The organism is Sphaerotilus natans (genome assembly GCF_900156335.1).
GTDB lineage: Bacteria > Pseudomonadota > Gammaproteobacteria > Burkholderiales > Burkholderiaceae_C > Sphaerotilus > Sphaerotilus natans.
The window spans coordinates 179,983-199,147 of the sequence record NZ_FTMZ01000006.1 but is presented as its reverse complement, the minus strand read 5'-3'; the positions used below and the strand labels follow the sequence as shown (position 1 = coordinate 199,147).

Genomic DNA, 19,165 nt, shown 5'->3' with positions numbered 1-19,165 from the left:
TTTGATACCTCCGGGTTCCAGCTAGCATCGACAGCCCCATCTGCCGGAGCTGTCCGTGCGCCGTCGTGCCTGTCTGAACCTGCCTGCGCTGTCGATGCTGTCGCTGTGGCTGTCGCCCCTGGCGACGGTGGCGACGCATGCGCAGCCCCAGGGCAGCGAAGCGGTCTGGCCGGAGCGCGAGCCGCTGCGCCTGGTGGTGCCGTTTCCGGTCGGCGGCACCAGCGACCGCATCGGCCGGCGCGTGGCCGATCTGCTCGGCCGGGAGATCGGCCAGCGCATACTGGTCGACAACATCGGCGGAGCTGGCGGCAGCGTCGGCGTGGCGCAGGTCCTGCGCCAGCCGGCCGACGGCTACACCCTGATCCTGGGCGGCATCGGCCAGAACGCGATCGCACATGCCTTGCCTGCGCCACCGGGCTACGACTCGCGCCGGGACCTGATCGCGCTGGGGCTGCTGCATGTCGGCGCCAACGTGCTGCTGGTGCGGGCCGACTCGCCGCTGCGCCGGCTCGAGGACCTGATCGCCGAGGCACGCCGCCGGCCCGACCCGATCCAGTACGCCTACACCCCGGCCTCGTCCGGCCACATGGCGATGGAGCTGCTGCGCCGCGAGGCCGCCCGCTGCCCGATGACCCAGCCCGGCTGCAGCGCGCTGCCGCTGGCCGGCCAGCCCTACCGGGGCGGCGGGCGGCTGCTGCAGGATCTGGTCGACGGCCGGGTCGGCCTGCTGTTTGTCAATCTCGACAGCGCGCTGGCCGATCTGCGTGCCGGCCGGGTGCGCGCGCTGGCCGTCAGCAGCGCACGGCGCCACCCGCTGCTGCCGGAGGTGCCGACGCTGGCCGAGAGCGGCCTGCCCGGCTTCGAGGTGCTGAGCTGGTCCGGCCTGATGGTGGCGCGCGGCACGCCGGCGCCGGTGATCGAGCGTCTGGAAGCGGCCCTGCGCCGGGTGATGGCCTCGGCCGAGATGCAGCGCGCGATGCAGTCCGAGGGCCTGACGCTGCCCCCTGCCGGCGCCGAGGCCCATGCGCAGCTGCTGGCCCGGGAGATCACCCGCTGGCAGCGACTGGTGCGCGACGGCGGCATCATGTCGGACTGAACACGACCTGAGACACGAACGGCGCATCGACGCCCCCAAACACCATGGACTACGGCATTTCCGGGCGCACAGCGCTCGTTCTCGGCGCCGGCGGCGGCCTGGGCTCGGCGGTCTGCGAGGCGCTGGCGCGCGAGGGCGTGCGCGTCGTCGCGGCCGGGCGCAGCGCCGGCCCGCTGCAGGCCACGCTGGCGCGGCTGCAGGCGATCGGCGCCAGCGCCACCACCCGCGTCTGGGACCTGGGCGATCTGGACGCGGTGGCCGGCCATCTGGCCGCGATCGAGGCCGAGGCTGGCCCGATCGACATCCTGTTCAACAACACCGGCGGGCCGCCGCCGACGCCGGCCAGCCATTTCGACGCCGCGCAGCTCGAGACGCAGTTCCGCGCGATGGTGGCCTCGGTGATGGCGATCACCGCGGGCGTGCTGCCGGGCATGCGCGCGCGCGGCTGGGGCCGCATCATCACCAGCACCTCGTCCGGCACGGTGGCGCCGATCCCCAACCTGGCGCTGTCGAACGCGCTGCGCATGGCGCTGGTGGGCTGGTCGAAGACGCTCGCGCGCGAGGTCGCCGCCGAGGGGGTGACCGTCAACATCGTCATTCCCGGGCGCATCGCCACGCCGCGGCTGACGGTGCTCGACGGCGCGAAGGCGCAGCGCGAGGGCCGCACGCTGGCCGAGGTCGAGGCGGCCAGCCGCGCCACGATTCCGGCCGGGCGCACCGGCACGCCGGCCGAGTTCGCCCACGCGGTGGCCTTCCTGGCCAGCGCCGGCGCCTCCTACATCACCGGCTCGCAGCTGCGGGTCGACGGCGGCCTGATCGCCAGCCACTGAAACTCACCCGACATCCACCCGACATGCATCCGATCCGATGAGCCACGACGACTTCCTGCAGAGCCTGCGCGCCCTCGTCGGCGACGCCCAGGTGCTGGGCGACGAGGCGGCCGCGCCCTTCCTGACCGACTGGCGCGGCCATTTCCGCGGTGCCGCGCGCGCGGTGGTGCGACCGGGCAGCACGGCCGAGGTGGCGGCGGTGGTGCGCTGCTGTGCGGCTGCCGGCGTGCCGATCGTGCCGCAGGGCGGCAACACCGGCCTGTGCGGCGGCGCCACGCCCGACGCCAGCGGCCGCGCCATCGTGCTGCTGCTGACGCGGCTCGACCGCATCCGCGAGATCGACACCGACAACGACTCGATGACGGTCGAGGCCGGCTGCCTGCTGCAGACGGTGCAGCAGGCCGCGCAGGCGGCCGGGCGGCTGTTCCCCTTGAGCCTGGCGGCCGAGGGCAGCTGCACGATCGGCGGCAACCTGGCCACCAATGCCGGCGGCACCCAGGTGCTGCGCTACGGCAACATGCGCGAGCTCTGCCTGGGCCTGGAGGTGGTCGACGCCGAGGGCGAGGTCTGGCACGGCCTGCGCGCGCTGCGCAAGGACAACACCGGCTACGACCTGCGCGACCTCTACATCGGCAGCGAGGGCACGCTGGGCCTCATCACCGCCGCGACGCTGAAGCTGCACCCGCTGCCGGCGGCGCGCTGCACCGCGATGCTGGCGGTGCCGGACCTCGAATCGGCGCTGGCCCTGCTGTCGCGCGCACGCTCGGGCTTCGGCGCGGCGCTGACCGGCTTCGAGCTGATGTCGGCCGACGGCCTGGCCCTGGTCACCCGCACCTTCCCGCCGCAGCGTCTGCCCTTCACCGGCGAGGGCGCGCAGGCGCCCTGGTTCGCGCTGCTGGAAATGTCCGACGCCGAGAGCGAGCAGCACGGCCGCGAGCGCTTCGAGGCGGTGCTGGGCACGGCGCTGGAGGCCGGCGAGGCGCTGGACGCGGTCATCGCCGAGAGCCTGGCGCACGGGCGCGCGCTCTGGCACCTGCGCGAGAGCATCACGCTGGCGCAGGCCCAGGCCGGGCGCAGCCTGAAGCACGACGTGGCGCTGCCGATCTCGCGCATCCCGCAGTTCGTGCGCGAGACCGGCGCGCGGCTGGCCGCGCGTTTTCCCGGCCTGCGCGTCATGCCCTTCGGCCACCTGGGTGACGGCAACCTGCACTACAACGTGCTGAGCGGCCCCGGCTTCGACGACGCGGCGATCGCCGCCCGGCAGGACGAGATCTACGCCTGCGTGCATGACGCGGTGCATGCGCTGGGCGGCTCGGTCAGCGCCGAGCATGGCGTGGGCCAGCTCAAGATCGCCGAGGTCGCGCGCTACAAGAGCGCGCAGGAGCTGCGGCTGATGGCGCGCATCAAGGCCGCGCTCGACCCGCAGGGCCTGCTGAATCCCGGCAAGGTGCTGGCCCGGCCCGATCAGGCGGCCAGCGCCGCGGCGAGCTGAGCGGCCCAAGGCGTGGCCGGACGGCCGATCAGCGCCTGCAGCGCCGCGTCGCTGCCGTCGAGCGCGCCGCGCGCGGCGCAGGCGTCCGAATCGGCCAGCAGCGCGGCCAGCGGCCCCGGCAGGCCGGCGCCGGCCAGGATGGCCTGGTATTCGGCCGGCGGCAGGTCCTGGTAGGGAATGCTGCGGCCGTTCAGGCGGCTGAGCTCGGCGGCGAACTCGGCCAGCGTCCAGGCGGGCGCGCCGGCCAGCTCGTGCACCCGGCCGGCCTGCTCGGCCACCGGGGCCAGCAGCACCGCGGCGGCAGCGGCCGCATAGTCGGCGCGGGCGGCCGAGGCGATGCGGCCAGCGCCCGCGCTGCCCAGGAAGACGCCATGCTGCAGCGCCGCGGGCACGCTGGCCAGATAGTTCTCGGTGTACCAGCCGTTGCGCAGCAGCACATGCGGCAGGCCGGAGGCGGCGATCAGCGCCTCGGTCTCGCGGTGCTCGGCGGCCAGGCCGAGCGCGGAGGTGTCGGCGCGCAGCACGCTGGTGTAGGCCAGCAGGGCCACGCCGGCTGCGCGGGCCGCGTCGATCACCGCGCGGTGCTGCGCGGTGCGCTGGCCCAGCGCGTTCGACGAGATCAGCAGCACCTTCTCGGCGCCGGCAAAGGCGGCTTGCAGCGTCTCGGGCTGCTCGTAGTCGGCCTGGCGCACCTGCACGCCCAGCGCGGCCAGGTCAGCGGCGCGCGCCGACTGGCGCACCGCCGCGACCAGCGATGCGGGCGAGGCGCCGCGCTCGAGCAGCGACTGGATGACGAGACGGCCGAGCTGGCCGGTGGCACCGGTGATGACGATCATGAGTTTCTCCAAGGAATCGATGGACGCCATGGTGCCTCCTGAGCTAACTTTCCGTAAGTACATACAAAAAGGTAAGTGACGATGTCGACAAGCGACGAGCCGCTGCTGCGCGGCGACCTGTTTGCCGAGGCCTGCCCCTCGCGCGAGGTGCTGCGCCATGTGACCAGCCGCTGGGGCGTGCTGGTGCTGGTGGCGCTGCGCCGCGGCACGCACCGCTTCAGCGACCTGCGCCGCGTCATCGGCGGTGTCAGCGAGAAGATGCTGGCGCAGACGCTGCAGGCGCTGGAGGCCGACGCGATCGTGCTGCGCGTGGCGCATCCGGTGGTGCCGCCGCATGTCGAGTACAGCCTGACGCCTCTGGGCCGCGAGGTGGCCGAACGCGTGCAGGATCTCGCGGACTGGATCGAGGGCAGCATGCCGGTGATCGAGCAGGCCAGGCGGAAGTCGGGGGCTCAGCCGGCGCGACTGGGCTAGAGTGTCGGCCGCCATGACGATCCCGACCTCCGCCTCTCCTGCCGACGGCCCTGCTGACAGGCCCGCTGATGACATCGCACTGACCGACCAGGCCGGCCACCTGATCCGCCGCGCGCATCAGCTCGCGGTGGCGCTGTTCCACGAGAACCTCGGCCGCGATGTCACGCCGGTGCAGTACGCGGTGCTGCGGGCGCTCGAAGCCCGCCCCGGCATCGACCAGGTGACGCTGGCGGCCGAGATCGCGCTCGACACCTCGACCACCGCCGAGACCGCGGTGCGCCTGGAGCGCAAGGGCTGGATCGTGCGCGAGCTGCTGGCGCGGCGCCAGCGTGCGCTCTACCTGACGCCCGAGGGCCAGGCGCTGCTGGCCGGCCTGCGTGCGCCGATGGTGACCATGCAGGCGACGCTGATGAACGCGCTCGAGCCCGGCGAGCAGCAGGAACTGATGCGGCTGCTGCGCAAGCTGCTGGCCGGTGCGGTACCGGTGCAGGAGCCGATGCCGGAGTTTCCCGCGTCCGACTGAATTGACGTCTTGAATTCGGGGTAAACCACGAGCGGTTCCGGCGCAGCGTGGGATCATCATTCAGCACACTGAATCAAAGTGATCGACAAGGATCAGGAGCGCAGCACGATGTTTCCGAAGAACGCCTGGTATGTGGCCGCCACGCCCGACGAGATCGAGGGCCGGCCGCTGGGACGCCGCATCTGCGGCGAGGCGCTGGTCTTCTGGCGCGGGGCCGACGGCCGGGTCGCGGCAGTCGAGGACTTCTGCCCGCACCGCGGCGCGCCGCTGTCGCTGGGCCGGGTCTGCGACGGCCGGCTGGTCTGCGGCTACCACGGCCTGGAGATGGGCGGCGACGGCCGCACGGTGGCGATGCCGGGCCAGCGGGTGCGCGGCTTTCCCTGCCTGAAGCGCTTCGCGGTGCGCGAGCACGGCGGCTACGTCTGGGTCTGGCCGGGCGAGGCCGCGCAGGCCGAGGACACGCCGCTGCCGCGCCTGCCCTGGGTCGACGAGCCCGGCTGGGCGCATGGCGGCGGGCTCTATCACATCGCCTGCGACTACCGGCTGATGATCGACAACCTGATGGACCTGACGCACGAAACCTATGTGCACGCCACCAGCATCGGCCAGCCCGAGATCGACGAGACGCCCTGCAGCACCCGCACCGAGGGCGACCAGGTCATCACCAGCCGCTTCATGAACGGCATCCAGGCGCCGCCGTTCTGGAAGATGGCGATGCGCGCCAACGGCCTGGACGACAGCGCGGCTGTGGACCGCTGGCAGATCTGCCGCTTCCTGCCGCCGAGCCAGATCCTGATCGACGTCGGCGTGGCGCTGGCCGGCCAGGGCGGCTTCGACGCGCCGGCCGAGGCCAAGGCGTCCTCGGTGGTGACCGACTTCATCACGCCCGAGACCGAGACCAGCATCTGGTATTTCTGGGGCATGGCGCGGCGCTTCCGCAGCGAGGACGCCGAGCTGACCGCCTCCATCCGCGAAGGCCAGGGCCGCATCTTCGCCGAGGACCGCGAGATGCTCGAGCGCCAGCAGCTCAACCTGCAGCAGCACCCCGAACGGCGCCTGCTGATGCTCAACATCGACGCCGGCGGCGTGCAGGCCCGGCGCGTGATCGAGCGCCTGGTCGCGGCGGAGCGCGCATGAGCGGCGCCCCGACCCCCGCCCGGCGCTGGGTGCGCGTCGATCGGCGCGAGCGCATCGCGCAGGACATCGTTGCGCTCGATCTGGTCGACGACGAGGGCGGCGAGCTGCCCGCCTTCGAGGCCGGCGCGCACATCGAGCTGTTCCTGCCCGGCGGCATGATCCGGCCGTACTCGCTCTACGGCGACCCGGCCGACCGGCGCCGCTACCGCATCGCGGTGCTGCGCGAGCCCGCGTCGCGCGGCGGCTCGGTGGCGGTGCACGACCTGCTGCTGCCGTGGACGCGGCTGCAGATCGGTCCGCCCAAGGCGCGCTTCCCGCTGGATGCGCAGGCGCCCCGGGTGCTGCTGCTGGCCGGCGGCATCGGGCTGACGCCGCTGCTGTCGATGGCGGCGGTGCTGGCCCAAGGCCCGCGGCCGTTCGCGCTGCACCTGGCCTGCCGCTCGGCGGCGCGGGTACCCTTCGGCGCGGGCCTGCGCGATCTGCCGGGCGCGACTGATGCGGTCGTGCACCTGGACGACGGCGAGCCGGCGCAGCGCCTGGACCTGCCCGCGCTCCTGGCCGCGCAGCCGCCGGACACGGCGCTGCAGGTCTGCGGGCCGGCGGGCCTGATCGACGCGGCGCTGGCCGAGGCGCGCCGCCAGGGCTGGCCCGAGTCGCGCCTGCACTGGGAGCGCTTCGCGGCCGATCCGGCGCAGGAAGGGGGCAACGGCGGCCCGGTCGAGGAGGACGAGGCCTTCGAGGTGGAGCTGGCGCACAGCGGCCGCGTCATCAGCGTGCGCGCCGACCAGACGGTGGTCGAGGCGCTCGGCGCCGAGGGCATCGAGATCCTCACCTCCTGCGGCGAGGGCGTCTGCGGCACCTGCCTGACGCGGGTGATCTCCGGCGAGCCCGACCACCGCGACCAGTACCTCACGCCCGAGGAGCAGGCCGCGGGCGATCAGTTCCTGCCGTGCTGCTCGCGGGCGAAGTCGGGTCGGCTGGTGCTGGACCTGTGAGCGGACGGCCGTCCCCGGCTCAGGCCCTCCCGCCGCGGGCCTGCGCGGCACGCAGCTCCTGTGCGTCGAGCACATGCTCGCCCGGCGCCGACAGCCGCTCGATCGCCAGGTCGATGAAGGCGCGCACCCGCACAGGCTGGGCACTGCGGCTGCCGTAGTAGACGAAGTAGCTGTAGCGGTCGGGCATCAGCTCGACCAGCAGCGGCACCAGCCGGCCAGCGCGGATGTGGGGCGCCGCGGTCACGCCGGCGATCTGCCCGATCACCCGGCCCGACAGCACCGCCTGCAGCTCCAGCATCTCGTCGTTGGTGCACAGCGCCGGCAGCACCGGCTGGTCGCGCTCCTCGCCGTCGATCTGGAAGCGCCACGGCATCAGCAGGCCCGAGACCGGATGGCGGTAGACGACGCAGCGGTGGTCAGGCAGCGCGGCCGGGCTGTCGGGCATGCCATGCCGGCGCAGGTAGGCTGGCGCGGCGCACACCACCATCTGCACCTGAAACAGCCGCCGCGCGATCACGCCGTCATGCGGCGACAGGCCGAGGCGAAAACCCACATCGACCCGATCCTCCACCCAGTTGCCGACCCGGTCCTCGAGCTGCACGTCGGGCACCACCTGCGGATGGCGCTCGCAGAACTCGTCGAGCAGCCGCCACAGCAGGGGCGCAAAGGTGGCGCGCGGTCCCACGATGCGCAAGGGCCCGGCGATGTCCTCGCGGGCATGCCGGATCGCGTGCACCGCGCGCTGCAAGCCCGCCAGCGAAGGCCGCGCCTCGTCCAGGAAGCGCTGACCCTCGTCGGTCAGCGCCATCGAGCGTGTGGTGCGGTGGAAGAGCCGCACGCCCAGGTGCTGCTCCAGCTGCGCCAGCGCCTGGCTGGCCGCCTGCGGGCTGATGCCCAGCGCGACAGCAGCCTTGCGCAGGCTGCCCAGCTCGGCGGTGGTGACGAAGACGGAAATCGTGCGCAGCTCGTTGATGGCCATCGGGCGCCCTGGGGGTCGGGGTAGCGGCGGATTGTCGGATTTGAATTGTCAATCCAGCAAGTGTTTCGCGTCTTCTGCGTGATCAATCGAATTTCTAGACTGGCGCCAACCTCAGGACACCCCTCATCAGGAGCCCCGCCATGGACAACCTCCCCCTCGCCAACGGACTGCGTCTGCCGCTCGCCGGCTTCGGCGTCTTCCAGATCACCGACCCGGCCGAATGCAGCCGCAGCGTCGTCGACGCGATCGCCGCCGGCTACCGCCTGATCGACACCGCGGCCTCGTACCAGAACGAGGCGGCGGTGGGCGAAGGCGTGCGACGCAGCGGCGTGCCGCGCGACCAGCTCTTCATCACCAGCAAGCTCTGGGTCCAGGACGCCAGCGAGGCGCGCGCACGCCAGGCGATCGACGCCTCGCTGCGCCGTCTCGGGCTGGACCACCTCGACCTCTTCCTGATCCACCAACCCTTCGGCGACGTGCACGGCGCCTGGCGTGCGATGGAAGATGCCGTGCAAGCGGGCAAGCTGCGCGCCATCGGCGTGAGCAACTTCGCACCCGATCGGCTGATGGACCTGATCGCCTTCAACACGCTGAAGCCGGCGGTCAACCAGATCGAGGTCAACCCCTTCCACCAGCAGGCCGAGAGCGTGGCGTTCATGCACGGTCAAAGCGTGCAGGTCCAGGCCTGGGCCCCGTTCGCCGAGGGGCGCAACGGCCTGTTCCAGAACGAGCTTCTGGGCGACATCGGCCGCCGGCACGGCAAGTCGATCGGGCAGGTGGTGCTGCGCTGGGGGGTGCAGCGCGGCCTCGCGGTGCTGGCCAAGTCGGTTCGCCCGGAGCGCATGGCCGAGAACCTGGCGATCTTCGACTTCGAGCTCGACAGCGAGGACATGGCGCGCATCGCCACGCTGGAGACCGGCCAGAGCAGCTTCTTCTCGCACCGGGACCCGGCCATCGTGAAGTGGATGAGCGAGCGCCGCCTGGACCTGGACCGCTGAGCCCGAAAGACCGATCATGACTTCGTACACCGACCGCTCCTCTTCTTCCGACGCCGTCGACGCCCCGCGCCGCCAGCTGCTGGCCACCGCCGCCCTGCTGGGCGTCGCACCCAGCCTGCTCTCGGCCTGCGCCAGCGCAGCCACGACCGCCACATCGGCCGCTGTCGGTGCCCGTCGGCGTCTCGGGCCGCTGGAGGTCTTCCCTGTCGGCCTGGGCTGCCAGTGGCGCCAGGGCACCGCGCCGGGCGTGGTGGTGGACTCGTACAGCAGCGCCTTCGACCGTCCCTCGGCCATCCGCCTGATCCATGAGGCGGTGGACCGAGGCGTCACGCTCATCGACACCGCCGAGGCCTACGGCCCTTTTTTGTCGGAGGAGATCGTCGGCGAGGCGCTGCAGGGCCGGCGCGACCGCGTGGTGCTGGAGACCAAGTTCGGCTTCGACATCGATCCCGTCTCTGGCCAGCGACGCCCAGGCCGGCTCAACAGCCGCCCCGAGCACATCCGTGCCGTGGTCGAGGCGCAATTGAAGCGCCTGCGCACCGACCGCATCGATGTGCTGATCCAGCACCGCGTGGATCCCCAGGTGCCGATCGAGGAGGTGGTCGGCACGCTCAAGGACCTGATCCGCGCCGGCAAGCTGCGGCATTACGGCCTGTCCGAGCCGGGCCTGCAGACCGTGCGCCGGGCGCATGCCGAGCACCCGATGGCGGTGATCCAGAACGAGTACTCGATGCTCTGGCGCGGGCCCGAAGCCGCCGTGCTGCCGCTGTGCGAGGAACTGGGCATCGGCTTCGTCTGCTGGAGCCCGCTGGGCATGGGCTTCCTGGCGGGCGGCGTACAGGCAGACTCTCGCTTCAAGACGGCTCCGGTGACGGACTTTCGTGCGATCTCGCCGCGCTTTGCGCCGGAGGTGCTGCCCGCCAACATGGCGCTGGTCGATCTGGTGCGTGACTGGGCGCAGCGCAAGAGCGCCACGCCGTCCCAGGTGGCGCTGGCCTGGCTGCTGTCGCGCAAGCCCTGGATCGTGCCGATCCCGGGCACCACCAACGCCGCCCATCTGCACCAGAATCTCGGCGCGGCCGAGCTGCGCTTCACGCCGGCCGAGCGAGCCGAGCTGGATGCCGCGCTGGGCGCGATCCGCATCCAGGGTGATCGCCTGCCGCCGGCGGTGGCGCTGATGTCGGGCGTGGAGGCACCGCCCAAGCCCTGAAGCTCGGCTTCAGCCCACCTTGGCGCTGCCGCCCAGCGCGATCACCGCCATGCCAGTCAGGCTGATGCCCGCGCCGATCCAGTCGGTGGGAGTCAGCACGACGCCATCGACCCAGCGCAGCCACAGCAGCGCCACGACGATGTAGACGCCGCCATAGGCCGCGTAGGTGCGCCCCGAGGCGCCGGGGTGCAGCGTCAGCAGCCACGCGAACAGCGCCAGGCTCAGCGCGGCCGGCAGCAGCAGCCAGACGCTGCGCCCCTGCCGCAGCCACAGCCACGGCAGGTAGCAGCCGACGATCTCGGCCACCGCCGTCAGGCCGAACAGCAGCGCGGTGCGCAGCAGTTCCAGCGTCGCCATGGCCGTCGACGCGCCGGTCCCGGCCTCAGCCTTCCAGCTTGGAGAGGTCGCGCACCGCGCCCTTGTCGGCCGAGGTGGCCAGCAGCGCGTAGGCCTTCAGCGCGGCCGAGACCTGGCGCGGGCGCGGCTGGGCCGGCTTCCAGCCCTTGGCGTCCTGCTCGGCACGGCGCGCGGCCAGTTCCTCGTCGCTGACCAGCACGTTGATGGTGCGGTTGGGGATGTCGATGCGGATGCGGTCGCCGTTCTTCACCAGGCCGATCGCGCCGCCGGCCGCCGCTTCCGGCGAGCAGTGGCCGATGGACAGGCCCGAGGTGCCGCCCGAGAAGCGGCCGTCGGTCAGCAGCGCGCAGGCCTTGCCCAGGCCCTTGCTCTTGATGTAGCTGGTGGGATAGAGCATTTCCTGCATGCCCGGGCCGCCCTTGGGGCCTTCGTAGCGCACGATGACCACGTCGCCGGCCTTGACCTTGTCGGCCAGGATGTCGGCCACCGCCTCGTCCTGCGACTCGGTCACGTAGGCCGAGCCCTCGAACACCAGGATGGACTCGTCGACGCCGGCGGTCTTGACCACGCAGCCGTCGACCGCGATGTTGCCGCGCAGCACGGCCAGGCCGCCTTCCTTCGAGAAGGCATGCTCGTCGGAGCGGATGCAGCCCTCGGCGCGGTCCAGGTCCAGGCTGGGCCAGCGGGTGGCCTGGCTGAAGGCGACCTGCGTCGGGATGCCGGCGGGGCCGGCCATGTAGAAGGTCTTGACCTCGTCGCTGGGCTGGCCGGCGATGTCCCACTGGGCCAGCGCGTCGGCCATCGTCGGCGCGTGAATGGTCGGCACGTCGGTGTGCAGCTTGCCGGCGCGGGCCAGCTCGCCCAGGATGGCCATGATGCCGCCGGCGCGGTGCACGTCCTCGATATGGTACTTGTTGGTGTTGGGCGCGACCTTGCACAGCTGCGGCACCACGCGCGAGAGGCGGTCGATGTCGGCCATCGTGAAGTCGATGCCGGCTTCCTGGGCGATGGCCAGCAGGTGCAGGATGGTGTTGGTCGAGCCGCCCATCGCGATGTCGAGCGTGATCGCGTTCTCGAAGGCCTTGAAGCCCATCGAGCGCGGCAGCACGCTGGCATCGTCCTGCTCGTAGTAGCGCTTGCACAGATCGACCGCCAGACGGCCGGCGCGCTTGAACAGCTGCTCGCGGTCGGCGTGCGTGGCCAGCACGGTGCCGTTGCCGGGCAGGGAGAGGCCCAGGGCTTCCGTCAGGCAGTTCATCGAGTTGGCGGTGAACATGCCCGAGCACGAGCCGCAGGTCGGGCAGGCCGAGCGCTCGACTTCGGCCAGATCGGCGTCGGACACCTTGCTGTCCACCGCCATGACCATGGCGTCCACCAGGTCGAGCTTCTTGATCTGCACGGTCTGCGTGCCCGGCACCGCCAGGCGCACCTTGCCGGCCTCCATCGGGCCGCCGGAGACGAAGACGACCGGGATGTTCAGGCGCATGGCGGCCATCAGCATGCCCGGGGTGATCTTGTCGCAGTTGCTGATGCACACCAGCGCGTCGGCGCAGTGGGCGTTGACCATGAACTCGACCGAGTCGGCGATCAGGTCGCGGCTGGGCAACGAGTACAGCATGCCGTCGTGGCCCATCGCGATGCCGTCGTCCACCGCGATGGTGTTGAATTCCTTGGCCACGCCGCCGGCGGCCTCGATCTCGCGTGCGACCAGCTGGCCCAGGTCCTTCAGGTGGACGTGACCCGGCACGAACTGGGTGAAGCTGTTGGCCACGGCGATGATCGGCTTCGAGAAGTCGTCATCCTTCATGCCGGTGGCGCGCCACAGGGAACGGGCTCCGGCCATGTTGCGGCCGGCGGTGGAGGTCTTCGAACGGTAGGCGGGCATGGCAGCTCTTTCGGGCAGCTCTGTGCGCAGGGCATCAGAGCGTAAGGACAGGACTGTAGATTTTCGCCTACTCCGAGCGCATGTGCGTCGACGAGGGGAACCGCGCCGACGGCTGAAGCGGCCAGGCGGCGCAGCCGAGCTGTGCGGAAACGTCGCGGCTCGCCTGTGTCAGCAGCTCGACCGTCTCCCGGGCGAGTTCCTCGCTGAACCGGAAGGTCGGAAACGAGACGCTCATCCCCGCCACAGGGGCGCCGTGCGGGCCGAAAAGCGGCACCGCGACGCAGCGGATGTGCTCGTCGAACTCCTCGCGGTCCTCGCCGAAGCCTTGGGCACGGGTTCTTTCAAGCTCCTGCAGATAGGACGGCAGGTCGCAGATCGTCTTGTCGCGAAAGCGCTTGAACTCGGCACCCGCCAGCACCGCATCGCGTCGCACGGGCTCTTCCCAGGCCATCAGGACCTTGCCGATCGCGGTGCAGTGCAGCGGTGCGCGCCGGCCCACGCGCGAGTACATGCCGAGCATGTGGCGCGAGTCCACCTTGTGGACGTAGAGAATCTCGCTGTCGATCAGCGTGCCCAGGTGAACGGTCTCGCCGGTGCGCTCCGACAGCAGGTGCATGTGCGGCTTGCAGATCTCGATCAGATCGGGATAGCGCAGCGTCTTGCTGCCGATCTCGAACAGCTTCATCGTCAGGCCGTAGCGCTCGGAATCCTCCTCCTGACGCACATAGCCCAGGCTCTTCATCGTCTGCAGGAAACGATAGACCGTGGCCTTGGGCATGGACAGTCGAATCGACAGCTCGGACAGGCTGGTCTCGCTGCGATCGGCAAGGGATTGCAGGATCGTGAAGACCTTCAGGACCGCAGCCACCGATTCGGGTGCATGGCGAGAGTCAGGCGTGTCGTGGGCAGACGTCATGATGTTTTGTTTCCGTCGGGATCGTGTTTCATCTGGACTGGATTGTGGCGGCAAACCCGGCTCACGCATCGACACGTTTCAGGCGATCCGACCGTCAGCCAGGCGCGCCCCCGGCTGCGCCGCCAGAACAGCAGCCCCCGCAGGCACCAGTCCGCGAACATGCCGAGCCAGATGCCTGTCAGCCCCCAGCCGGTGACATGCACGAAGGTCAGCGCGAGTCCGACCCGGCACAGCCACATGCTCGCGATGGCGACGTGCATCGTGTGGCGGGTGTCGGCTGCGCCGCGCAAGGCCGCAGGCAGCACGAAGGACAGGGCCCAGACCGGCATGAAGAGCGCGTTGAGGCGGATCAGAAGCGCCGCCTGCGCCTGCACGTCAGGCATCGGCGTGTAGAGACTGGCCAGCGGCGACGCGAGCAGGCCCATCGGCACCGCCAGCAGGCACAGGGCGGCTGCGGCACTGCGGTGGATGCGCCGCACCAGCGCGTGTGCACGTGCCAGGTGCCGTGCACCGATCGACTGGCCGACCAGCGTGGTGGCGGCACTGCCCAGCGCATTGCCTGGAATGTTGATCAGCCCGACGACGGAGAACGCGATGAAATTGGCAGCCATCGCCGCCGTGCCCTGTCCGGCGACCAGGGTCTGCGTCAGCATCTTGCCGACATGGAAGAACAGGCTTTCCAGCGCAGCCGGTCCGCCGATCGTCACGATGCCTCGCACCTGGGAGCTGCCGAGCGCCCTCCAACCACGGCGACGCCCATGCCGGGCCAGCCTGCCGGCCCCCAGCACCCGCTCCAGCGCCTGCAGCACCTGCACCAGGGCCAGCACGCGGGACACCACCAGCGCCACCGCCGCGCCCTCGACGCCCCAGCCGGCACCGTGCATCAGCCCGGCCGCCAGCAGCACCTGGCTGGCGACCATGAGCAGCTGGATGTGCAGGGTCTGCCGTGTGTGACCCAGACCGCGCAGCACGCCGCAGCCGACCAGCACCAGCGCCATCGGCAGGTCGGCGACGATCAGGGCGCCCAGATACAGCCCTGCGGCATCGCGCACCGCCACCTCGTTGCGGCCGAGCGCCCACTCGATCAGCTGCTCGCGGCCCAGCCCGAGCAGCAGCGCCAGAAGCAGCCCGGTGAGCCCCATCAGCCGCAGCGCATCGGCGGCGATCGGCGCCACGATGCGGTGCAGCCGTGCAGAGCGTCCGGCACGACCGACCGCCTGCGCCGTCACGACGGTGGTGCCGATCGCGACGGCGCCCATCAGCGCGTTCAGCAGCTGCCCCAGCACCTCGACCCAGCCGATCGCCGCCACCGCAGCCGGGCCGAGCCGGGCCGCCAGCAGCGTCATCAGCACGCTGCCGAGCACCAGCGCAAGCTCCTGCACCAGCAGCGGGGCCGCCAGCGCCCAGGCACCGATCGGCCGGCCAAAGCACCGGCGCAGCACCAGCCTCAGCCCGCGCCAGCCCTGCCGATGCGCTGCCCGCAGGCGATGGATCACCGGCACGCGAAGATCGGGGCGAGATCGAAGATCAGGCCAGATCCACCAGGAACAGCCCCGGCTCGCCGCGCTTGTCGCAGCTGAACAGCACCTGGCGGTCATCTGGCGTGAACGACGGGTGCGGGTGCGTGACCTGGCGGTCGCCCTTGTAGACGCCCCAGGAGCTGTCGTGGCGGGCCAGCCGGCGGGTGGTGCCGGCCTTCAGGTCGAACAGGTGCAGGTAGGGGTCGCCCGTCAGCATCTCGTTGTTGCCCGCCGCCGCGTGGCCGCAGCCGTCGCCGACGATCAGCGTGCCGTCGTGGTTGCTCATCAGGTGCGAGCAGGGCGGCATCTGCGTCAGCGGCCGGTCGGCCAGCGTCACCGGGTCGAGCGAGCGGATCCAGCGCTCCGGGCTGTCCTTCAGGTAGCTGACGTAGATCATGGCCGAGCCGTCCGGCACCCAGAACTCGTGCGTGCAGCTCTCGCCGTTCTCGTGCGGCTTGCCGCAGCGGCGATTCGTGCCGTCCTCGTCGATGAACCACATGCGCGCGTCGATGCGGTCGTGCGGGCCTTCATGGCAATAGGCGACGGTGCGGTCGTCGAACGGGCGGTACTGCGGGTGGCCGAGCCAGCCCTTCTGCTCCAGGATCACCTGGCGTGCGCCTGTGGCCAGATCAATGCTGAACAGGCGACAGCGGGGCTGGCGCTCGAACATCTCGTTGAACTTCTGCCAGTCGCTCAAGGCAAACCAGTCCTCGGCGGCGATCTCGATGCCCACCACCTTGGTGCAGGCCGAGTTGGCCACCCAGGTGCCGTAGCCCACCCAGCCCTCGGGCACGACATAGACCACCTCCTCGCGCAGCGTGGCCAGCTCCAGCCGCACGAAGTTGCGCTGCTGCCGCACGAAATACAGGTGACGGTCGTCCGGGCTGAGGAAGCCGCCGAAGGTGTTCTCCCCCGGCTGGTCGGTCAGCTGCAGCGCGGTCTGGCTGTCCAGGTCGAGCAGGTGGTAATGCCAGTCGGGGCCCGGGCCGAACTCCGCACCGAAGATCAGACGGCGCCCGTCGTTGGTGAAGCACTTCTGGTAGAAGTAGTTGCGGTGGCAGGTCACATCCTCAGGGGTGAGGCGGGTGACGCGCGTCCCGGTGTCGGGGTCGGTCTCGATCTGGAAGGCGAGCTGTCGGACGGTGGCTTTGCTCATGGCGACACGGAAAGTGGGACAAGGGGATCAGCGGCCGGCACCAGCGCCGGCGCGCACGCGGGCGGCGGCGCTGGCAGCGCTTTCCACTGGAAGGGCCATCAGGTAGGGCGTCCAGCCCACATCGCGGCTGAGCTTGGCGCTCGGGTTGGCGGCCTGGAGGGCGGCGAACAGATCCACGGGCTGGCCGTTGCGGGTGCTGCCGCTGTCGGTGAAGGTCTCGCCCTTCCACAGCTTGACGAGCTGGGGGGCGGGCACGCTGTCGGGCACCTCCCAGGCGTTGGCCTGGCTGACGATGCGTGAGTTCACGCCCACGCCGATGGAGTAGCCGTAGCGGATGTCGTCCGGCGCCACCGTGGCGGGCACGGTGTAGAGATTGTTGTAGACATGCACCTCGCCCCAGCGCACGCGCGGGGTGCGCTGGCCCACCCCGTCCCACCAGTTGTGGTGGAAGGTGACCTTGAGCTTGCCGTCGTCGGTCTTGAGGCTGTCGCTGCCGCCGACCAGGTTGGTCTTGTCGTGGGCCTTGAAGTGGTTCCACGAGACGGTGACGTTGGTCGAGGCCAGGGTGATGTCCAGCAGCCCGTCGTGGTGCTGCACCTGGCGGCCGAACCAGACCGGCTCGCGCGCGTCCGGCCGGGCCCCGTCGCTGAAGGTGTTGTGGTCGACCCAGACCTGGCTGGCGCCGCGCAGCGCCAGGGTGTCGTACTCGCTGTTCCAGTTGCCGTCGGGGCCGTCTTTCGGATCCCACTCGGGGAAGAGGTCGTAGGCGTCCTCGAAGCGCAGGTGACGGATCACCACATTTTCGGCGTTCTCGACCATCAGGCCACCGTTCTTGAAGCCGGCATCGGCGGTGACGCCGATCACGGTGGTGTTGGACGGCACCTTGACGATGACCTGGGCCGCCTGCCGCTGGGCCGAGCGCGCGCGCGCCGCCTCTTGCGGGCCTTCGGGCTTGTTTTTGCCCCAGGTGGCCGGGGCGTAGGCCTGGAGGTAGGCCTCCCAGCTGAAGGCCGGGTCGCGGAAGTCCGCTTCACTCAGCGGCCGGCCGGCGTCGTCGGTCATCAGATCGATCATCGCGGCGATCTGCACGATCTTGGGCGTGCTGGCCGGGGCGCTGCCGCCCAAGCCCAGGGCCCGGACCAGCTCGGCCCGGGTGCGCACGGTGAAGACGTGTTCGGGCCTGGCATCAGCGCCGCCCCAGGTGCCACCCTGGGCAGCCGCCCAGCCGTCGTTGTCGGCCAGGCCTTCACGGGCCTGGGCCACGCGGGCAGGGTCCAGCGGGGCGGGGGCGGAGGCGCTGCCGCCGGGCAGACCGGCACAGGCCGACAGCCACAGGCTGGCGCTCAGGGCACCCCAGGTGCCCATCCATTGACGTCGTTGCATGGTGGGGACTCCTCGGGGCTCACTTCAGACGCGCCAGCAGCGCATTGCCCTCGTCCAGCAAGCGAGTGGCGGCCTGCTGCTCGGTGATCTTCCCGTAGGCCAGCTGCTCGAAGACCTCGCGCATGAATTTCTGCATGCGCGGCGATTCGAACAGCGGCGACGGCAGAGTGATCTTGCCGGCGTCCTTGGCCGCCTTGATCTGGGCGAAGGCCTTCTGCTCCAGCGGGTCGATGCGCTTTTCGTCCACCAGCACCTTGTACTGGCTGTCGGCCGCCGGAACGCCGCGGGTCAGTCCCAGGATGCGGGCCGCCTCGGGGTCGGTGAGCATGAAGTTGATGAACTTGGCGGCAACCTCAGGGTGCTTGCTGCGCTTGCTGACCACGAACAGCAGCGACGGGCGGCCGAACATGCCGGAGTTCTTGGCGCCGGGCACGGTGAGGAAGTCCCCGATGTCGAGCTTCTGGTCCTTGTTCAGCGTGCTGGCGCGCAGGCGCAGCACCGAGTCCCAGGTGTAGTTGCCGGCCCAGGTGCCGGTGACCCAGTCGGGCTGCTGCTCGGTGGGCTTTTCGGCCCCGCCCAGGCTGGCGCGGTAGGGCAGCGGCGTGGCGGTCCTGCCATCGACCAGCTTTTTGTAGGTCTGCACCCATTCCAGCACGGCCTGCGGGCTCATGGCGACCTTGGGGGCGGTCGGGTCCACATAGGGGGTGCCGTGCTTCTGGTAAATGTAGGTCTGCGACAGCAGGATCATGTCGTAGAGCTCGCCGTCGATGACATAGGCCTTGTCGCCGTTCTTGGCCTGGAAGGCCTTGCCGGCGGCGAACAGCTCGTCCCAGGTGGCGGGCAGCTTCATGCCGGCGCGCTCGAAGGCCGCCTTGTTCCACACGAACAGCCGCGCGGTGTAGGAGGTCGGCAGGCCGTTGAGCCTGCCCGCCACCGTGCCCATGCGCAGTTCCTCCGCTGAGAACTCCTTGAGCGCCAGGTGCGGCTTGGACTGGTTCAGGTCGTAGAAGCCCTCGCCGTTCTTCGAGTAGGTCGCCAGCCAGGCCCAGTTGATCTGCATGATGTCAGGCTCCTGCCCGCCGGCGATCTGGGTGGTCAGGCGCTCCTGGTAGCCGCCGAAGCCCATGTACTCGCCCTTGATCTTGACACCGGGATTCCTGGCCTCGAAGGCGGCAATCGCCTTGAGCGTGGTCTCATGGCGCTCGCCGCCTCCCCACCAGGAAAAACGCAAGGTGGCCTCCTGGGCCAAAGCGGAAGAGCCCGCCAGCACCAGGGCGGCGGCAGCAGCAGACTTCAGGCAAAAGCGGCGTTGCATGGCATGTGTCTCCAAGACGGGATGTTCTGGGTGTGAAGGCAAGGGGAAGGGCAAGGCGAAAGC

At 70.7% G+C, this 19,165-nt stretch carries 18 protein-coding genes; 9 read left to right on the top strand and 9 right to left on the bottom strand.

The genetic code is table 11. From position 1 onward, the window contains the following. Positions 1-55 precede the first annotated feature (55 nt). From BW996_RS08105 to BW996_RS08095, 3 genes are read left to right on the top strand one after another with little or no spacing between them, the layout of a single operon-like run. Complete coding sequence (locus BW996_RS08105) at positions 56-1,096, top strand: Bug family tripartite tricarboxylate transporter substrate binding protein (RefSeq protein ID WP_051631387.1); 1,041 nt, start codon at positions 56-58, stop codon at positions 1,094-1,096. 44 nt (positions 1,097-1,140) lie between these two features. Beyond that, complete coding sequence (locus tag BW996_RS08100; protein ID WP_037476982.1) at positions 1,141-1,926, top strand: SDR family oxidoreductase; 786 nt, start codon at positions 1,141-1,143, stop codon at positions 1,924-1,926. 37 nt (positions 1,927-1,963) lie between these two features. Then, positions 1,964-3,418: an FAD-binding oxidoreductase gene (locus tag BW996_RS08095; protein ID WP_051631386.1), complete on the top strand. Its 1,455-nt coding sequence runs from the start codon at positions 1,964-1,966 to the stop codon at positions 3,416-3,418. Here the strand turns inward: BW996_RS08095 and BW996_RS08090 are convergent. Then, positions 3,391-4,254: an SDR family oxidoreductase gene (locus BW996_RS08090; RefSeq protein WP_037476980.1), complete on the bottom strand. Its 864-nt coding sequence runs from the start codon at positions 4,252-4,254 to the stop codon at positions 3,391-3,393. The genes BW996_RS08095 and BW996_RS08090 overlap by 28 nt on opposite strands. Before the next feature lie 81 nt (positions 4,255-4,335). Here BW996_RS08090 and BW996_RS08085 point away from each other — a divergent pair, with 81 nt between their 5' ends. The 4 genes from BW996_RS08085 to BW996_RS08070 all read left to right on the top strand — a co-directional run bounded on the left by BW996_RS08085 (position 4,336) and on the right by BW996_RS08070 (position 7,383). Then, positions 4,336-4,728, top strand: a complete 393-nt coding sequence (locus BW996_RS08085; RefSeq protein ID WP_076458838.1) for a winged helix-turn-helix transcriptional regulator — start codon at positions 4,336-4,338, stop codon at positions 4,726-4,728. A 13-nt stretch (positions 4,729-4,741) separates the two neighbouring features. After that, positions 4,742-5,251 carry a MarR family winged helix-turn-helix transcriptional regulator gene (locus BW996_RS08080; protein ID WP_051631392.1) on the top strand — a complete coding sequence of 170 codons (510 nt, stop codon included), beginning with the start codon at positions 4,742-4,744 and terminating at the stop codon, positions 5,249-5,251. Positions 5,252-5,359: 108 nt separating this feature from the next. Further along, positions 5,360-6,388, top strand: a complete 1,029-nt coding sequence (locus tag BW996_RS08075; RefSeq protein WP_037477012.1) for a Rieske 2Fe-2S domain-containing protein — start codon at positions 5,360-5,362, stop codon at positions 6,386-6,388. Beyond that, positions 6,385-7,383, top strand: a complete 999-nt coding sequence (locus tag BW996_RS08070; protein ID WP_037476977.1) for a PDR/VanB family oxidoreductase — start codon at positions 6,385-6,387, stop codon at positions 7,381-7,383. The genes BW996_RS08075 and BW996_RS08070 overlap by 4 nt, the downstream gene beginning before the upstream one ends. 19 nt (positions 7,384-7,402) lie before the next feature. Here BW996_RS08070 and BW996_RS08065 read toward each other — a convergent pair whose 3' ends face one another. Continuing rightward, positions 7,403-8,362, bottom strand: coding sequence for a LysR family transcriptional regulator (locus BW996_RS08065; RefSeq protein ID WP_037476976.1), 960 nt, complete (start codon positions 8,360-8,362; stop codon positions 7,403-7,405). Positions 8,363-8,502: 140 nt separating this feature from the next. Between BW996_RS08065 and BW996_RS08060 the strand changes: the two genes are divergently transcribed. Both BW996_RS08060 and BW996_RS08055 read left to right on the top strand, forming a co-directional pair. Then, positions 8,503-9,360: an aldo/keto reductase gene (locus tag BW996_RS08060; protein ID WP_037476974.1), complete on the top strand. Its 858-nt coding sequence runs from the start codon at positions 8,503-8,505 to the stop codon at positions 9,358-9,360. Between the two features lie 16 nt (positions 9,361-9,376). Continuing rightward, positions 9,377-10,570: an aldo/keto reductase gene (locus BW996_RS08055; RefSeq protein WP_037476973.1), complete on the top strand. Its 1,194-nt coding sequence runs from the start codon at positions 9,377-9,379 to the stop codon at positions 10,568-10,570. Between the two features lie 9 nt (positions 10,571-10,579). Here the strand turns inward: BW996_RS08055 and BW996_RS08050 are convergent, their stop codons facing one another. The 7 genes from BW996_RS08050 to BW996_RS08020 all read right to left on the bottom strand — a co-directional run bounded on the left by BW996_RS08050 (position 10,580) and on the right by BW996_RS08020 (position 19,102). After that, the gene (locus BW996_RS08050) at positions 10,580-10,918 is read right to left on the bottom strand and encodes a YnfA family protein (protein ID WP_037477009.1); all 339 of its coding nucleotides are present in this window, start codon (positions 10,916-10,918) and stop codon (positions 10,580-10,582) included. A gap of 34 nt (positions 10,919-10,952) precedes the next feature. After that, the gene (gene ilvD / locus BW996_RS08045; RefSeq protein WP_037476971.1) at positions 10,953-12,812 is read right to left on the bottom strand and encodes a dihydroxy-acid dehydratase; all 1,860 of its coding nucleotides are present in this window, start codon (positions 12,810-12,812) and stop codon (positions 10,953-10,955) included. Between the two features lie 67 nt (positions 12,813-12,879). Next, on the bottom strand, positions 12,880-13,728 hold the full coding sequence (gene kdgR, locus BW996_RS08040) for a DNA-binding transcriptional regulator KdgR (protein WP_051631385.1): 849 nt from the start codon (positions 13,726-13,728) through the stop codon (positions 12,880-12,882). Beyond that, positions 13,725-15,230: an MATE family efflux transporter gene (locus BW996_RS08035; RefSeq protein ID WP_076458828.1), complete on the bottom strand. Its 1,506-nt coding sequence runs from the start codon at positions 15,228-15,230 to the stop codon at positions 13,725-13,727. Before BW996_RS08035 ends, kdgR begins: the two co-directional genes overlap by 4 nt. A gap of 25 nt (positions 15,231-15,255) precedes the next feature. Further along, entirely contained in the window at positions 15,256-16,404 is a 1,149-nt protein-coding gene (locus BW996_RS08030) for an oligogalacturonate lyase family protein (protein WP_037484683.1), read from the bottom strand. A 27-nt stretch (positions 16,405-16,431) separates the two neighbouring features. Next, positions 16,432-17,787, bottom strand: coding sequence for a pectate lyase family protein (locus BW996_RS08025; protein WP_206539526.1), 1,356 nt, complete (start codon positions 17,785-17,787; stop codon positions 16,432-16,434). A gap of 19 nt (positions 17,788-17,806) precedes the next feature. Beyond that, positions 17,807-19,102 (bottom strand): ABC transporter substrate-binding protein, encoded by a 1,296-nt coding sequence (locus BW996_RS08020; protein ID WP_051632203.1) that lies wholly within the window; start codon positions 19,100-19,102, stop codon positions 17,807-17,809. Between the last annotated feature and the right edge of the window lie 63 nt (positions 19,103-19,165).

Coding starts and splice junctions, on each gene's coding strand:
- BW996_RS08070 (WP_037476977.1), top strand. CDS start 6,385: ATGAGCGGCGCCCCGACCCCCGCCCGGCGCTGGGTGCGCGTCGATCGG.
- ilvD (WP_037476971.1), bottom strand. CDS start 12,812: ATGCCCGCCTACCGTTCGAAGACCTCCACCGCCGGCCGCAACATGGCC.
- BW996_RS08055 (WP_037476973.1), top strand. CDS start 9,377: ATGACTTCGTACACCGACCGCTCCTCTTCTTCCGACGCCGTCGACGCC.
- BW996_RS08080 (WP_051631392.1), top strand. CDS start 4,742: ATGACGATCCCGACCTCCGCCTCTCCTGCCGACGGCCCTGCTGACAGG.
- BW996_RS08075 (WP_037477012.1), top strand. CDS start 5,360: ATGTTTCCGAAGAACGCCTGGTATGTGGCCGCCACGCCCGACGAGATC.
- BW996_RS08095 (WP_051631386.1), top strand. CDS start 1,964: ATGAGCCACGACGACTTCCTGCAGAGCCTGCGCGCCCTCGTCGGCGAC.
- BW996_RS08025 (WP_206539526.1), bottom strand. CDS start 17,787: ATGCAACGACGTCAATGGATGGGCACCTGGGGTGCCCTGAGCGCCAGC.
- BW996_RS08020 (WP_051632203.1), bottom strand. CDS start 19,102: ATGCAACGCCGCTTTTGCCTGAAGTCTGCTGCTGCCGCCGCCCTGGTG.
- BW996_RS08060 (WP_037476974.1), top strand. CDS start 8,503: ATGGACAACCTCCCCCTCGCCAACGGACTGCGTCTGCCGCTCGCCGGC.
- BW996_RS08100 (WP_037476982.1), top strand. CDS start 1,141: ATGGACTACGGCATTTCCGGGCGCACAGCGCTCGTTCTCGGCGCCGGC.
- BW996_RS08030 (WP_037484683.1), bottom strand. CDS start 16,404: ATGAGCAAAGCCACCGTCCGACAGCTCGCCTTCCAGATCGAGACCGAC.
- BW996_RS08090 (WP_037476980.1), bottom strand. CDS start 4,254: ATGATCGTCATCACCGGTGCCACCGGCCAGCTCGGCCGTCTCGTCATC.
- kdgR (WP_051631385.1), bottom strand. CDS start 13,728: ATGACGTCTGCCCACGACACGCCTGACTCTCGCCATGCACCCGAATCG.
- BW996_RS08085 (WP_076458838.1), top strand. CDS start 4,336: ATGTCGACAAGCGACGAGCCGCTGCTGCGCGGCGACCTGTTTGCCGAG.
- BW996_RS08065 (WP_037476976.1), bottom strand. CDS start 8,362: ATGGCCATCAACGAGCTGCGCACGATTTCCGTCTTCGTCACCACCGCC.